This is a genomic window from Actinopolyspora biskrensis (genome assembly GCF_013408175.1).
Lineage (GTDB): Bacteria > Actinomycetota > Actinomycetes > Mycobacteriales > Pseudonocardiaceae > Actinopolyspora > Actinopolyspora biskrensis.
On sequence record NZ_JACBYW010000002.1, the window covers coordinates 574,811 to 588,180 of the forward strand.

Annotated in this window: 13 protein-coding genes; 8 read left to right on the top strand and 5 right to left on the bottom strand. The window is 67.8% G+C overall.

Annotated elements, in window-relative coordinates:
• Positions 1 to 297: 297 nt before the first annotated feature.
• The 5 genes from FHR84_RS08165 to FHR84_RS08185 all read left to right on the top strand — a co-directional run bounded on the left by FHR84_RS08165 (position 298) and on the right by FHR84_RS08185 (position 4,484).
• A complete protein-coding gene (locus FHR84_RS08165) occupies positions 298 to 879 on the top strand; it encodes an Rv1733c family protein (RefSeq protein ID WP_218862365.1) in 582 nt (193 codons plus the stop codon).
• 10 nt (positions 880 to 889) lie between these two features.
• Positions 890 to 1,504 carry a CBS domain-containing protein gene (locus tag FHR84_RS08170; RefSeq protein WP_246300323.1) on the top strand — a complete coding sequence of 205 codons (615 nt, stop codon included), beginning with the start codon at positions 890 to 892 and terminating at the stop codon, positions 1,502 to 1,504.
• A 756-nt stretch (positions 1,505 to 2,260) separates the two neighbouring features.
• Positions 2,261 to 2,551: a WhiB family transcriptional regulator gene (locus FHR84_RS08175; protein ID WP_179534929.1), complete on the top strand. Its 291-nt coding sequence runs from the start codon at positions 2,261 to 2,263 to the stop codon at positions 2,549 to 2,551.
• Between the two features lie 464 nt (positions 2,552 to 3,015).
• Positions 3,016 to 3,954, top strand: a complete 939-nt coding sequence (locus FHR84_RS08180; RefSeq protein WP_179534835.1) for a quinone oxidoreductase family protein — start codon at positions 3,016 to 3,018, stop codon at positions 3,952 to 3,954.
• A gap of 266 nt (positions 3,955 to 4,220) precedes the next feature.
• Complete coding sequence (locus FHR84_RS08185; protein WP_179534836.1) at positions 4,221 to 4,484, top strand: DUF3040 domain-containing protein; 264 nt, start codon at positions 4,221 to 4,223, stop codon at positions 4,482 to 4,484.
• A gap of 54 nt (positions 4,485 to 4,538) precedes the next feature.
• Here FHR84_RS08185 and FHR84_RS08190 read toward each other — a convergent pair whose 3' ends face one another.
• Complete coding sequence (locus FHR84_RS08190; RefSeq protein ID WP_179534837.1) at positions 4,539 to 5,417, bottom strand: NAD(P)-dependent oxidoreductase; 879 nt, start codon at positions 5,415 to 5,417, stop codon at positions 4,539 to 4,541.
• Between the two features lie 543 nt (positions 5,418 to 5,960).
• Between FHR84_RS08190 and FHR84_RS08195 the strand changes: the two genes are divergently transcribed.
• The gene (locus tag FHR84_RS08195; protein ID WP_179534838.1) at positions 5,961 to 6,314 is read left to right on the top strand and encodes a DUF5313 family protein; all 354 of its coding nucleotides are present in this window, start codon (positions 5,961 to 5,963) and stop codon (positions 6,312 to 6,314) included.
• A gap of 56 nt (positions 6,315 to 6,370) precedes the next feature.
• Here FHR84_RS08195 and FHR84_RS08200 read toward each other — a convergent pair whose 3' ends face one another.
• Entirely contained in the window at positions 6,371 to 6,892 is a 522-nt protein-coding gene (locus tag FHR84_RS08200) for a hypothetical protein (protein ID WP_179534839.1), read from the bottom strand.
• A 491-nt stretch (positions 6,893 to 7,383) separates the two neighbouring features.
• On the opposite strand from FHR84_RS08200, the gene FHR84_RS08205 reads away from it, so the two are divergent.
• Positions 7,384 to 8,274 carry a universal stress protein gene (locus FHR84_RS08205; protein ID WP_179534840.1) on the top strand — a complete coding sequence of 297 codons (891 nt, stop codon included), beginning with the start codon at positions 7,384 to 7,386 and terminating at the stop codon, positions 8,272 to 8,274.
• Positions 8,275 to 8,358: 84 nt separating this feature from the next.
• On the opposite strand, the gene FHR84_RS08210 is transcribed toward FHR84_RS08205, so the two are convergent.
• Positions 8,359 to 10,074 carry a carbon starvation CstA family protein gene (locus FHR84_RS08210; protein ID WP_179534841.1) on the bottom strand — a complete coding sequence of 572 codons (1,716 nt, stop codon included), beginning with the start codon at positions 10,072 to 10,074 and terminating at the stop codon, positions 8,359 to 8,361.
• Positions 10,075 to 10,179: 105 nt separating this feature from the next.
• On the opposite strand from FHR84_RS08210, the gene FHR84_RS08215 reads away from it, so the two are divergent.
• The gene (locus tag FHR84_RS08215) at positions 10,180 to 10,980 is read left to right on the top strand and encodes a hypothetical protein (protein ID WP_179534842.1); all 801 of its coding nucleotides are present in this window, start codon (positions 10,180 to 10,182) and stop codon (positions 10,978 to 10,980) included.
• A gap of 488 nt (positions 10,981 to 11,468) precedes the next feature.
• Here FHR84_RS08215 and FHR84_RS08220 read toward each other — a convergent pair whose 3' ends face one another.
• Together FHR84_RS08220 and FHR84_RS08225 are read right to left on the bottom strand one after the other, a co-directional pair.
• Positions 11,469 to 12,146 (bottom strand): MBL fold metallo-hydrolase, encoded by a 678-nt coding sequence (locus FHR84_RS08220; RefSeq protein WP_179534843.1) that lies wholly within the window; start codon positions 12,144 to 12,146, stop codon positions 11,469 to 11,471.
• 34 nt (positions 12,147 to 12,180) lie between these two features.
• Positions 12,181 to 12,951, bottom strand: a complete 771-nt coding sequence (locus tag FHR84_RS08225) for a maleylpyruvate isomerase family mycothiol-dependent enzyme (protein WP_179534844.1) — start codon at positions 12,949 to 12,951, stop codon at positions 12,181 to 12,183.
• Between the last annotated feature and the right edge of the window lie 419 nt (positions 12,952 to 13,370).

A 13,370-nucleotide genomic window follows, 5' to 3' on the forward strand; every position in this document is an offset into this window, starting at 1 on the left:
GCGTTCGCGCCGAACGCTTTTCCCGCTGCGCCGGACACACGTTCGTGTTATACGGGGAGAGGCGTGAGCACGGGAACTCGTATGAGGTCGGAAGGGTTTTTCCGCTGTCGAGGAGCGGTCGGGGCCGGGGATTCCCGGGGCTCCGGGGGATCGGACCTGTGGAGCACCGGTGAGGAAGTGATCCCGTGAGCGGTGGCGGCTCCCTGCTCGCAACGACGGCTTTTCGGTTCCCGGACGGCTCGTTCGAGGAGTGCCTCGGAGAAGGAGGCGGTGACGGTGGGGGAATCCGCTCTCCGCTTGAGACGTCTGATCCACCCCGGCGGCAACCCGCTCGCCCGTGGCTCGGATCGCCTGGAGGGGCTGCTGCTCGCCCTCGTGCTGACAGCGCCTCTGCTGGCCTTGCCGGTATCGGTGGTGGTCGGCGCTCAGACCCATGCCGAGCAGTTCCGGGAAGCACGTCACCAGGTGCGGAGCAGGACCCCGGTGACGGCGGTGCTGTTGGAGGAATCCGTTTCGGAGGTACCCAACATTCGCGGGACGACCGCGGTCTCCGAGACCCCCGCCTACTGGCATTCACCCGAAGGGGTTCTTCGGACCGGAACCGTTGCGGCCGAAGTGGGAACTCCGGCGCGGGAAGGTGTGCGGATCTGGGTCAACGAGCGGGGCGAGAAGGTGCCGTCTCCGTTGAGCAGGGGTGGTGCCCTTCGGGAGGGCCTGGCCGCCGCGGCGAGTCTGTGGCTCGCGATCCTGTTCGGATGCGTGGGACTTTTCTGGGGGTCGCGTTGCCTGCTCGACCGTGTGCGGCGGCGGAGCTGGCACCGGGAATGGGAGATGTTCGGCCCTCTTTGGAGCGGGTTCCGCGACGGCGGCCAGACGTGAGGGGAGCTTGATGCGAGTACGGGACATCATGGAGGAGCCCGGTGCGGTGGCCAGAGCCGGCACGCCGGTGAAAGCCGCTGCCGGAATGCTGGTGGAGCACGGCGTGACCGCCCTGCCCGTGGTGGACTCCGAGGGCTTCCTGCTCGGGGAGGTGACCGAGCTCGATCTGGTACGGGACCGCTTTCCGCGTGATCCGCGGTACTCGAACGGGGCGGAGGAGCGCTCGGAACCGCCTCCCCGAGTCGTCGGCGAGCTGATGTCCCCCCGAATCACCGGCATAGACCCCGAGACGGACGTGACAGATCTGGTGAGAGTCCTCCTGGAGGAGCGCGTCCGCAGTGTTCCCGTCGTGGAGGAGGGACGACTGGTGGGCATGGTGACGGGGCGCGATCTCGTGCGTACTTTGGCACGCGACGATGACCTCCTGGCCAGGGACATCAGCTATCGTCTCTCCTTCGTCGGAGGGCCGAGGCGATGGCGTGTGGAGGTCGACGAAGGAACGGCCCTGATCGTCGACGCCTACGACAGCGCCGAGGACCGCCATGTCGCCCGAGTGCTCGCGGAGAGCGTCCCCGGGGTTCTGCGGGCTCATTGCAGCGCCTCCGCGACGGAGGAGAACGGCTGATCGCGAGAATCGCCGGGAGCCGAACCGGGGTTTCGCCCGGTCGCACGGTGCTCCGCGGGACTCCGCCGCGCCCCGCGTGCGATATGTGGTGTCTTCGTGTTTCTTCCGTGGCGGAGGGAATGTGACATCACACCTTCGATTCGGCGGCTACCGGTGTACGACGGAACGGATTCGTGTGTAAGATGCAGTCGATCAGCGTTGCACGAGTGAGTCGCGGCGCTGCCGTGTGGACTACTTCGCGGAGAGTCTTCAGGCCGATCGAAGCGGAAACACTTGGCTGCGACGTTGGTCAAATGGGGTAAACGTGGCTACTGTGGGAAACCGGTTGCGGGTTGAGACCGTCTGGAGGACGGTGGAATCCCGTTGGCGGAGCCCGGTGATCGCGGACCGGTGCGGTGACAACAACAGGAGACATCCGACCCGCGGGTCTTTTTGTGCCCGTGGTCGGCTGGCGCGCGCTTTTGTTTCGGACCGAACGATTCGGAAGACAGGCTGAGCGCCCGCCGGGATTTCCCGGCAGGTTGATCGTGTGGGTTGTTGTGAGCGGACACACCCGTCCGGTGCGGAACTGGTCCCGGTCCCACAGCGTTGCAGGTGAGGCTGGTCGTCATCCCGCCACGTCGACGTGTTCCTACACGTGACGTCGGTGCGGCCTTTTCACAGCCGCGATGAACTCATGCGCCGAAAAGGCGTCCCAACCCGACCATCAGCAGCAGGCACACAACCGCGCCCGCAAACGAGAGGAGGCGCCACATGATGGACAACACGAGCACCGACTGGCAGCACCGCGCGAGCTGCCGTGACCAGGATCCGGAACTGTTCTTTCCGGTGTCCGAGGTAGGCCCGGGCGCAGAGCAGGTGCAACGTGCCAAAGCAGTGTGTGGAAGTTGCCCCGTGCGTTCCGAATGCCTGGCTTACGCGCAGAGTAACGGACTCGATTTCGGGATCTTCGGTGGGTTGACCCCGGACGAGCGGCGCAAGTCCGCCCGTCGTGCCCGCCGTACCACCGCGTCCACCGGTGCCCAGTCCTCGACTGCCCGGCAGTGACCCAGTGAGGCCCCACCCCGCTGTCGGACACGTACTGGTTGTCGGGCGGGTGCGGTGAGCCCCTGACGGCTCGTTCCGATGCTCGGTCGTGCCCACCCCGGCGTGCGCAGAAGGAAGAGCTCGTACCCCGGTGACCTCGTCACCGGTTCCGGCCGTGTCTCGTGACGGTGTCCGAGTCGCAGATCCCCGCCGATTCGGACGCCGCCACGGGGGCCGCGCCTCCGTGAGTGGTCTCCGGGTGAATCCCATCCGCGGATCCGGTTCAAGTAAGTACTGTGAGCTGTCACTCTCTCGGTGAGAGCTGCCACGGTTCACCTTCCAGGGCGGACGACTTCTTTTCCTCGTCCGTGTCCTGCCGGCCACCCAGAAGTTCCACCCGGGGTGCGGTGGAACGTATTCACCCCGCGCGCGGAAAAGATTCCGTTCGTTGGAAGATTCACGCCTTTCGCGTGGTTGACCCAGACATGCGAGCAGTTGGTGTCACGGAGTTCGGCGGTCCGGAGAAACTACAGGTTCTGGACGTCGCCGAACCACATCCCGAAGCGGGTGAAGTACGTATTCGAGTGCACGCGGCCACGGTCAACCCCACCGACACCGCGCTGCGTGCCGGACAGCACCGCGTCGACGGACTGACCCCTCCCTACATCCCGGGAATGGACGCGGCGGGCGTGATCAGTGAGGTCGGTGATGGTGTCACCACCTGGCAGGTGGGTGATCACGTCATGGCGGTCGTCGTCCCGGTCGATTCGCGTGGCGGGGCGTATGCGGACGAGATCGTCGTTCCCGCGAACTCCGTGGTCTCCGTCCCGGAGGGGGGCGATTTCGCCGCGGCCTCCACCCTTCCCATGAACGGGCTCACCGCGCACCTCGCTTTGGAACAGCTCGCGCTCTCCCCCGGGGAGACCTTGGCGGTCACCGGTGCCGCGGGCGCTTTCGGGGGCTACGTGATCCAACTGGCCAAGACGAAGGGGCTGCACGTGGTCGCCGACGCTTCCGCCGACGACGAGAACCTGGTGCGTGAGCTCGGTGCGGATCGAGTGGTGCGTCGTGGCAACGACGTCGCCGAGCGAATCCGGGAACTGGTCCCCGAAGGGGTGGCCGGAGTCGCCGACGGAGCGGTGCTGAACGGGGAAGTGGCCCCCGCGATCCGGGACGGCGGTGGTCTGGCCGTGGTACGTGGCTGGAACGGCGACCCCGGTCGTGGAATCACTGTGCACCGGGTGATGGTGGTCGAAGCCGTGGAGGACAGTGCCGCGCTGGACGGGCTTCGCAAACAGGCGGAGCAGGGAGTGCTGAGTCTGCGAGTGGCGAGGGTCTTTTCCGCCGATCAAGCGGCCGAGGCCCACCGGGCTCTGGAGGCGGGTGGAACCCGTGGTCGCCTGGTGCTCGACTTCGCCTCCTGAACCTTCGGGAACCTCAACGCCCGTCGGGCCATGAACTCCGGGGGCCCGGCGGGCCCGGGACCGCCCCACCGCCCCGGCTCCCTCCCCGGAGAGGACGAGGTGCCGGCGTGGCAGGCCGCGCTCCGCGGCCCACCTCGTGGGGAGAGCCTTCCGTTGTCTTCCTCCCGACACTCGTTTCGTTCGCGTCTGGCTCTCGGGGTTGCTTGGGTGTGACACTGGTCGTGCCCGAGTGAGGAGCGGACAGCGAAAGCTGCGGGAGGTCGGCGATGTTGGACAAATACGAACGCCGCAGCCTGGAAGAGATCGAGAACCGACTCACCGAGGAGGACCCCGAGCTGGCCCGTGGACTGGCCGAGGGGACCCCGCGCTCCATCTGGAGCAGGATCTCACCGCTACTGGTGCTCGCCGTGGTGGTCATGGGACTTTCCACGGTCCTGCTCGTGCTCGCCGAGTTCGGCGCGGCTTTGATGGCCGCCGCGCTGGCGGGAGCGCTGCTGACGTTCCGGCTCTGGCGCGGGCGGACCGGGTAGGACCGTGCTGACCTCCTCGGGAGGCACCACGGTCCTGCCGCTGGGAACCGGCCGCTACTCCGGCTCGGTCGAGGTGCCCGGAGCGAAGGAGGCGAAGTACGCGGCTGCCATGTCCGAGTTCGCGTAGCCCGCTTCTTCGGCCCGCCGAAAGCGCTCACCGGCCGCACGGATGAGGTCCAGCCGCAAGGAGTCGCCGGCTGCTTCGCGAACCAGGGAAGCGTCCTTGCCCGCACCGTGCACCGTGAAGGACGGGGCGAGCCGATCGTTCAGGATCGCCGCCCCCTTCAGGTGGGCGTACGGGGAATCGGTGGCGGTGCCGTCGATGGCTTCCAGGAACAGGTTCGGGTCCAGTCCGAGGTGCTGGGACAGCGCCAGTGATTCCCCCACGGCGTTGGTGAGCGTGAGCACCCAGCTGTTGACCGCCAGCTTCAGTCGCGTTCCGCTCGCGAGCGTCGCGTCCTCACCCACCCACATGGTGCGCTGCCCGACCGTGTCCAGCATCGGTTGCACGGCGGGGCGAACCTCGGGGTCGGCCGCGGCCAGTACCGTCAGCGTCCCCTGCTCGGCGGGTGAGCGTGTCCCTAGCACGGGGGCGTCGACCAGTGCGACTCCCTGCGCGAACTGTCGGACCCGATCCATTCCCTCCAGACCGATGGTGCCCATCTGCACCCAGACGGAGCCGGGGCCCAGCGCCTCGACGGCCTCGCTGCCCGCGCGCACGGTCGCCTCCGCGTCCAGCAGCATGGTCACCAGGACATCGGCGTTGTGGGCCGCTTCCGCCGGAGTGTCCGCGACCACCGCTCCTTCCGTGCGCAGCGGAGCCGCCCTGTCCTGGGTACGGTTCCAAACCCTGACGTCGAAACCGGCTCCGAGCAGGTTGCTCGCCATTGGAGCGCCCATGGCCCCGGTTCCCAGAAACGCGACCGTCGTCATCGGTTTTTCTCCAGCTCGTCCAGCGTGTTCCCGGGCCTGCGCGGCCCCGGGACCCCGTGGTCGGCGTACCCGTGGCCGGTAGACGTTGCGAGAGCCTCGCGGAATGGTTCGCCTCGACCGGAGTGCCCGGTCGACGTGGATCGAGGCGTCATCTCACGTGCAGTTCCGGGAGCTTCCGGACAAACCGTTCCGCGCGAATCCTAGGACATTTCTCCGGCGATCACCGGTCCGGACACGCTCGGGTCGACACCGGACGACCTGATGCTCCCGTGCGGAACCAGCCTCCGGGAAGCCGCCCCGGTCGCCGGCGGGGGCGGTGACCCGCCCAGCCCCCGTGAATCCTGCGCATCCCCCCGACCGACAGACACCAGACGTGCACCCAGCACGAGCGTTCGGCGTCGACGGTCGAGCGCCTGACGTTCGTAGTCCGGCCTCTCGCAGCCGTGCGGCACGGAAACGCGCTCCGGGGAGCCCCGGTTCCCCGGGCTTCGGAGCGGGAGGCCGGGCGTTCACGCATCGACCTGCCACCGTACGATTGTCGCCGTGGCGATCGACAGGCCCGGTCCGGTGCGTTGGCTGTACTACCAGTACAGCGGCGGACTACCGGAACAGTACCGGGCCCGGGTTCTGCGCGATGCGACCTGTCGGTCCTGGATGTTCCGCGTGCTCGTACGCGGCCTCGTGCGCATTCTGCCGATCGCGGCTCTGCTGTTCTTCCTGCTCGGGCACTTCGGCGGGTCCTGGTCGTTGGCCGCGGGATCGTTGTTGCTGGGTGTGTTGGTGGTCGTTCGGATCGCGTTGACCGGAGCGACCGAGAGCGTCGACGCCCGAACGGTCCGGCACGGTTACTCGCCCGGGTACGCGGCCGCCGTACGAGCGGCCCGGCGCGGGGAGTGAGCCGCCGAGTCCGCGGCGTGGTCCTTCGAGCCTCCCCGCCCAGGTCCCCTCGGGTTCTACTCGGAACCGCCCGAGGGACTCCGCTTGCTCAGACTCGAAAGCAGTCGCTCCATCACCTGTGGATCGACGTCCTCGGAAACGTCCTCGGACTGCTCAGCGGATTGAGAGCGTTTCGGTTCACGGCGGGGGAGCGGGACGTCCGAGGCGCGCATCCCCTGGGGAAGCTCCAGTTCGCACCGCACGACACGCGGCCGGTCCCCGGAGGAGACCACTTCGGTGTGCACACCTGCCAGGTCCGAAGGGACGGTGGGGGGCAGCACGGGCTGGTCGTCCTCGAGCTCTATTACCAGGTTGTTGCCGTGGATACGCAGGCGTACGGAGACGAAGCCGGGGGAGTTCGTGTTGGAGCGCTCGACCACGGCGGAGACCAGTCGGGTGGCGACCTGCGTGGCCTCCTCGGTCATGGGGCGCAGTGACCACTCGCTCAGCGTGAAGCGGACGAACATGTCGGTGCAGTTCACGGCGCTCTGCAGCGCGACGAGCCGGAGGTCGTCGGTCTGCGCGATCTCGGTATCCACCTCGGTCCTTCCCTTGTCGGCATCTCAGCCGGCCGCCGAAAGGCCACACCCTGCCGAACCGTCGACCCCACTTTTGGTTCCGGGGCTTCTCGTGCCCGTCGAGCGGCACGGTACCCGCGGGCGACAGCGACGCGTGTCCTTACATGATTGTGTCCTGCCGAGCTTCGCTCCTGGCGAGCGGGGCGACGACAGCGCAACGTCCGTCCGTGACATGTGCGATGTTCGCATATTTTCGTTTCGCGACAACATCTTACCCGAGCCGAATCAGTGCTACCGGTGGATCGTGTGAACGGGCGCGTCGGCGGGGTTCGAATTCCGGGCGGTCCTCGCGGCCCCGGCGCGAGCGCACGAGGACGCGCGAATGATCTCTGCGGAGCACACCCATCGGTGTCATCGTGGCGACGGGCGGTCGGGCGCTGCCGGTGACCGTCTTGCGATTCATGCACACGCCTGCGGGGCGTGCTCGACGGCGAGCGTTTCGGAGCGTGAAGATGCGCAACTCCACCGCGAAACCGGTTCTCGTGGGGCTGGACGGCTCCCCCACCTCCTTCGAAGCCGTGCGTTGGGCGGCCCGCGAGGCCTCCTTGCGGTCGGCGCCGCTGCACGTGGTGCACGCCGATGTCTCCGCTTCCGATTACGTACCGGACACCCTGGGAACCTCCGCCCCGGAGTCGGCGGACGAAACGGCACGGGAGTTCGTGCGGGACTGGCTGCGCAGCGCGGCGGAGATAGCCACTGCGGAAGCTCCCGAGGTGGTGGTCGAGACGGGTGTGCGCACGGGATCGGCCCGCACCGTGCTGTTGGACGAGTCCGCGACCGCCCGGATCGTGGTGGTCGGCAGCCGGGGGTTGGGCAGCTTCAGCGGAGTGATACTGGGGTCGGTCGCGATCGCGCTGTGCCAGCACGGTCAGTGCCCCGTGGCGGTGGTGCGCGAGCCGGACGACGGGGAGGAGGCGACGGATCGACCGATCGTGGTGGGAGTTGACGGGTCCAGCGCGAGCGAACCGGCTCTGCGGTGGGCTTTCGAGACGGCCTCCGCGAGGTCGGCCGCGTTGCTGGCCGTGCACGCATGGCACGACCTGGTGGTGGGGCAGCTGTGGACCAGGGAGCAGGCCGAGGAACCACGGGCCTCGGTGCAGGCCGACGAGGAACGGCTGCTGTCCGAGGTGCTGGCCGGCTGGCGTGCCGATTACCCGGATGTCGCGGTGCACGAACTCGTCACCTACGGCAAACCCGCGCGGTGCCTCTTGGAGCAGGCCCGGACGGCGCGGTTCGTGGTCGTCGGAGCCCGTGGGCGCGGGGGGCTGGCCGGCCTGCTGCTCGGCTCGACCAGCCAGACGCTGCTGCACCACTCACCCTGTCCGGTCGTGGTGGCCCGCTGAGCGGGGAACGCGGCGGCGGACCGGACCGGCCCGGGACGTCGTTCCCGCCGGAAAGCCCTGATCTGAAGGTCCCGAACGGATCCTTCACGTTTCCACGGAGTGCGCGGAGGCGTTCTGCTCCGAACGACTCCGCGCCGCACGCCTCAGCGCCACGACCGCTTCGACGATCAGCCACACGGCAAGCAGGAAAATGATCAGGTCCAGCGGAGCGAGCACCCACTGGCCCTGCTGGAGGAATTCCAGCAGGTTCAGCACCAGGGCCCAGGTCGTCATCACCAGCAGAAGCACCAGCGGCAACACCACTACCAGGGGATTTCGGTTGTTCTTGGTCACCCAGACGGCCACCACGGCCAGGGCCAGTCCGGCCGTGAGCTGATTCGTGGTGCCGAAGAGTTGCCAGAGCACACCGAAGGTGTAGCCCTTCTCCCCGCCGCCGGGAAGCAGTGCCATGGCCATCGGAACGACCACGGCCGCGGTCGTGGCCACCGTCATGTTCCTGGACAACGCGGAGACACGGGTGATCTCTCCGATCTCCTGCACGACGTAGCGCTGCAACCGCACACCGGTGTCCATCGTGGTAGCGGCGAAGCTGATCACCACTATGGTGGCGAAGACGACGCCGATGCTCACGGGAAGGCCGAGGTTGTTCGCGAATCCGGCCACTCCCTCCACGAAGTTCTGCGTGGCTCCGTCGGAGGCGAGCGCGAAGCTCGAGTAGAGGTCGTTCCACTCCGCGCGGGAACCGACCGCTCCGGCCGTCACGGCCAGCACGGCCGCGAGCGCCAGAGCCCCTTCGCTGACGGCTCCCATGTACCCGACGTAGCGGGCGTCGGTCTCCCGGTGCAACTGCTTCGACGAGGTGCCGGAACAGACCAGGCTGTGGAAACCGGACACCGCGCCGCAGGCGATGGTCACGAACAGGAAGGGGAACCAGCTCGGCGCGTCAGCGGGAACGTCGTTGACCACCGGAGCGGCTATCCGGTCGAAACCGACGATGAGGCCGAGCAGGATGACGCCCAGGCCGACGAACAGCTGGTGGGAGTTGATGTAGTCCCTCGGTTGCAGCAGTACCCAGACGGGGAGTCGGGAGGCCACGAACGTGTAGGCGAACAGTATGACGACCCAGAGCGTTCGTTGCTCGACTCCCAGAGCTCCGGCGAGCGGTTCGACGGAAACGGGGAACTGGGTTCCGAGCAGGATGGTCAGGTACAGGACTACCACGCCGACGACGGAGGGCACGAAGGCCGAGGAGCGAGTGCGGTAGACGTACTGCCCGATTCCGATGGCCAGCGGTATCTGCAGTACCACCGGAAGAACAGCGGCCGGATTCGCCACGAACAGGTTGGCTATCACCACGGCGAACACGGCGTTGACCAGCGTGAGCAGGAAAAAGATGATCAGCAGGAAGAGGGTTCGCGCTCTTTTGCTGATCACTTCCCTGGCCACGGCCCCGATGCTCTGTGCCCTGTGACGTACCGAGATCACGAGTGAGCCGAAGTCGTGCACCCCGGCGGCGAACACCGTGCCCACGGTGATCCACAGCAGCGCCGGTCCCCAGCCCCAGAAGACCGCGATCGCCGGACCGACGATCGGAGCAGCCCCCGCGACCGAGGTGAAGTGATGTCCGAACAGTACGTGTTTGTTGGTCGGTACGAAGTCGACGCCGTCGTTCCGCTGGTGGGCGGGGGTGAGGAACTCGGGGTCCAGGGCATACACGCGGCGTGCCAGATAGGCCGAGTAGTAGCGGTACCCCAGGGCAAAGATCCCCAGGACCACCAGAGCTGGGACGATCGCGGGCATGTCTCACTCCTCCGGCATGGCCGTGATGTCTGACAACGTGGTATAAGCCACCGGCGGAGAGTATCTCCCATTCGGGGGACACACCAGAGTGGAAGGAAGTGACGGGTGCGGTGTTTTCGGTCCACGTGGCGGGAGGCGCTGACCGCCGAACTGTGCTGGGTGGACGGAGAGGGACGTCCCGGGGCGATCGCCGCCACTCCGCTGTCGGACGGGGACACCCCTTGCGTGGCGTTGCCGTACTCCTGGCTGCCCCTGGTCCGTGAGCTCTCCCGCGCGGAGGAGGCCGGGTTCTCCGTGACGGACGGACGTTCCCTCGGGGCGGGGGACGACGGCCTCGTGGCTTACGGTCCGGTACGGGTGCGGGAGGACCTCACCGGGGAGGGCTTCCTCCACGGGCTGCTCGAGCAGGAGCTGTTCAAGTACCCTCCTTCGCGGTTGCTGGCGGACAGCGTGCTCTCACGGCGGGAGAACTGGTGGTGGACGCCGCGGTTGATCGTGGAGATGCCTTCCCCCGATCGTGTGGTTGAGCTCGCCGCGCGCGTCGATCCGGGGAGACACGCCCTGGCGGTCGGTGACGTCTCCGCCCGGCCGGAGGTGAGCACCGTCTCGCTCGACGGATTTACCACTGGTCGGGTGAAGTGCTCGGGGCTGGCCGGAAACGAACCGCTCCGCGCCGCTTCGGGAGTGTTGTTCGGACACGACTACACGGCCTCCGATTTCGAACGGTGGGAGAGTTGGCGGATGTTCGGGCGGTTCTCCGCGGACGAACTGCTGATCGAGCACCGTGAAGGGGACGGGCCGGGACGGCGTCTCGCGCCCTTGGGGCTGCTGGAACGGGTCCGACGCAGGCATCGGTTGGCCAAGGAGTGCCGCCGGGCGATCGTGGCTGCCGAACGGGGCGGTTGAGCGGTCCCCGAACGTCCTCGGCGGGGGTGTTCCTGTCCGGTGGACGGACGTCCTCCGGGGCGGAAGCCGCGTTGTCGTGAGCAGCGATCCGAGCAGGACGGGGACCACCGGAACCACCGGCCCATTCTGGCATCCCGGCCGGTGGCGTCGCTTCTTTTCGGCGGCGTGCCGTGGTGTCCACCGGTTCCGGCGGGGATGACGGGTCCGCGTTTTTCTTGAAAAACTTTTGGAAAAATCGCGATCGATTGTTTCCCGTCGATGCGCGGTTCCGCTCCACCTCCCGCGAAAAGGATCGCGGGGGAGTTCGTGTTCTCCGGGCACCGACGAGCCCGTGAACGAGGCCCGGACGACGCGGCGACGAGCTCGTCGGCGGGAGAACCCGGTTGTTCACCGACTCGTTGCCGGAAACACCCGGCGAACCGGGAGGCGAACGATCGGAGGGGTGCGTTCGCGGCGTTCCGCGGTGCGATCGAGCCGTGAGGAGGGGATCACCAGCCCCGCTCACGCCACTCGGGCAGCTTGGGCCGTTCGGCCCCCAGCGTCGAGTCGTCGCCGTGACCGGGATAGAACCACGTCTCGTCGGGCAGCACCGCGAACACGCGGTTCTCGACGTCGTCGAGCAGCGCCCGGAAGTCCTCCGGTGAGTTGGTCTTGCCCACTCCGCCGGGGAACAGTGAATCCCCGGTGAACAGGTGGGGACGACCGGTCGGGTCCCGGTAGAGCAGGGCGATGGAACCGGGCGTGTGTCCGCGCAGGTGGATGACCTCCAGTGCCGAGTCGCCCACCTGGATGGTTTCCCCGTGCTCGACCTCCCGGTCCGGGGGCACCGGCAGGGGGTGGGCATCATCGGGGTGGGCCACGGTGTAGGAGCCCGTTTGCCCCGCGACGGATCCGAGGGCCTGCCAGTGGTCCGGGTGCTGGTGCGTGGTCACGATGGTGCGCAGCCGTGGTCTGTCCTCGTCGTGGCCGAGCAGGTCCGCCAGCCGTTCGGGATCGTTGGCCGCGTCGATCAGCAGCGCGTCCCCCGTGCTGCTGCACGTGAGCAGGTACGCGTTGTTGTCCATCGGACCGACGGAAATCTTGGTCACGGTCAGCGCGTCGAGCCTGCGCCTGGCGGCGGCCCCGCCCGGTTGTACGTGTCCGGTGTACTGTTCCTGGATCTCCACGTGGTCGAGCCTAACCGGAGTGGTTCCCGGACGCTCACAGCCACGGTGGGAGTTCCGGGGTGGACTCGCCGAGGGCTTCGGGGGCGGTTCGTCCCAGCAGCCACCCCAGTACCGTTCCGGCTCTGCCCCGCACCCGGTGGCGGGGGGAGTGCGGCGCTCCGATCTCCCACTCGGTGCTGTTGCCGTCGTCGAAGTCGATGGTCACCGACAGTGGTGGAACGTCCGGACGGCCACCGAACTGGCGGACCGCGTCGTTGAGCAGCCTCTCGAGATCGTCCCGCGGTATGTCCTCGAAACCGAATCCGCAATCGAGGTCGACCAGGTGGACCCTGACCTCGAGCAGCCGGGCACGCAGCACCTCGTGGGCCGGGACGGGTTTCCCGGGGGCGCCGATGACCAGGGAGTTCCAGGCCTCCTGCGGCAGGGTGCGGGCGGCTTCGAAGAAACGCCCGGACGAGGCGGCCAGGTCCTCGAACAGCAGCCGGTGATTGCGGTGGCTGCCCTCCGCGATGTCCGCGTCCCTGTCCGCCCGGCTCGGGTACATGGGGTGCTCCACGCCGGTTCGCGCCCAGGTGAGCAGGTTCACGCACCCGTCCGCGTTGCGCGCCAGGTGTGAGATCACGTGCGCCCGGCTCCAGCCGGGCAGCGAACTGGGAGCGTGCACCGAGACCTCGTCCATCGTCTCGACGGTCTCGAGCAGCGTGTTCGTGGCGCTTTGCACGGCGGCGATGAGACTGTGGGTTCTCGGCTGTTCCGTCGTGGTGTGTTCGCGTGGATAACCCGTGCGAGACTCGAGTTCGGCCATGCGCCTCCTTCCGGGAGTGCCTCGTTCCCCTCGGGCCCGTGGGGACGGCCGACGAAAGGATGTTCACCCGGTGTGTTCGAGGGTAAGCGTGTTTTCGGCTCCGCGGTAGTGCTCCCGGTCACCGCTGGTCGAGCTCTTCCGGGCGGTGAGGTGCGGGCAGGGGGCTCCGCGCCGTCCGGTGGAATTTCGGTGCGGCGAAAAACGTTCCCCCGCGGGGCCCGGGCCGGTTTCCGCGGCTGAGCAGCCGCGCCGAACAGCTCCGTCGGGCCTCTGCCATAGCATGGGAGCACCACACCCCGTGCCCGCGGATCGACGGTCGATCGGGCAGCGGAAGCGCGCGGGCGGGTAGTGGTGTGCGGTGGCGTACGGCGGACCGACGCCACCCGTGCATCCGCATTGACCACGCACTTTGCGAAGGG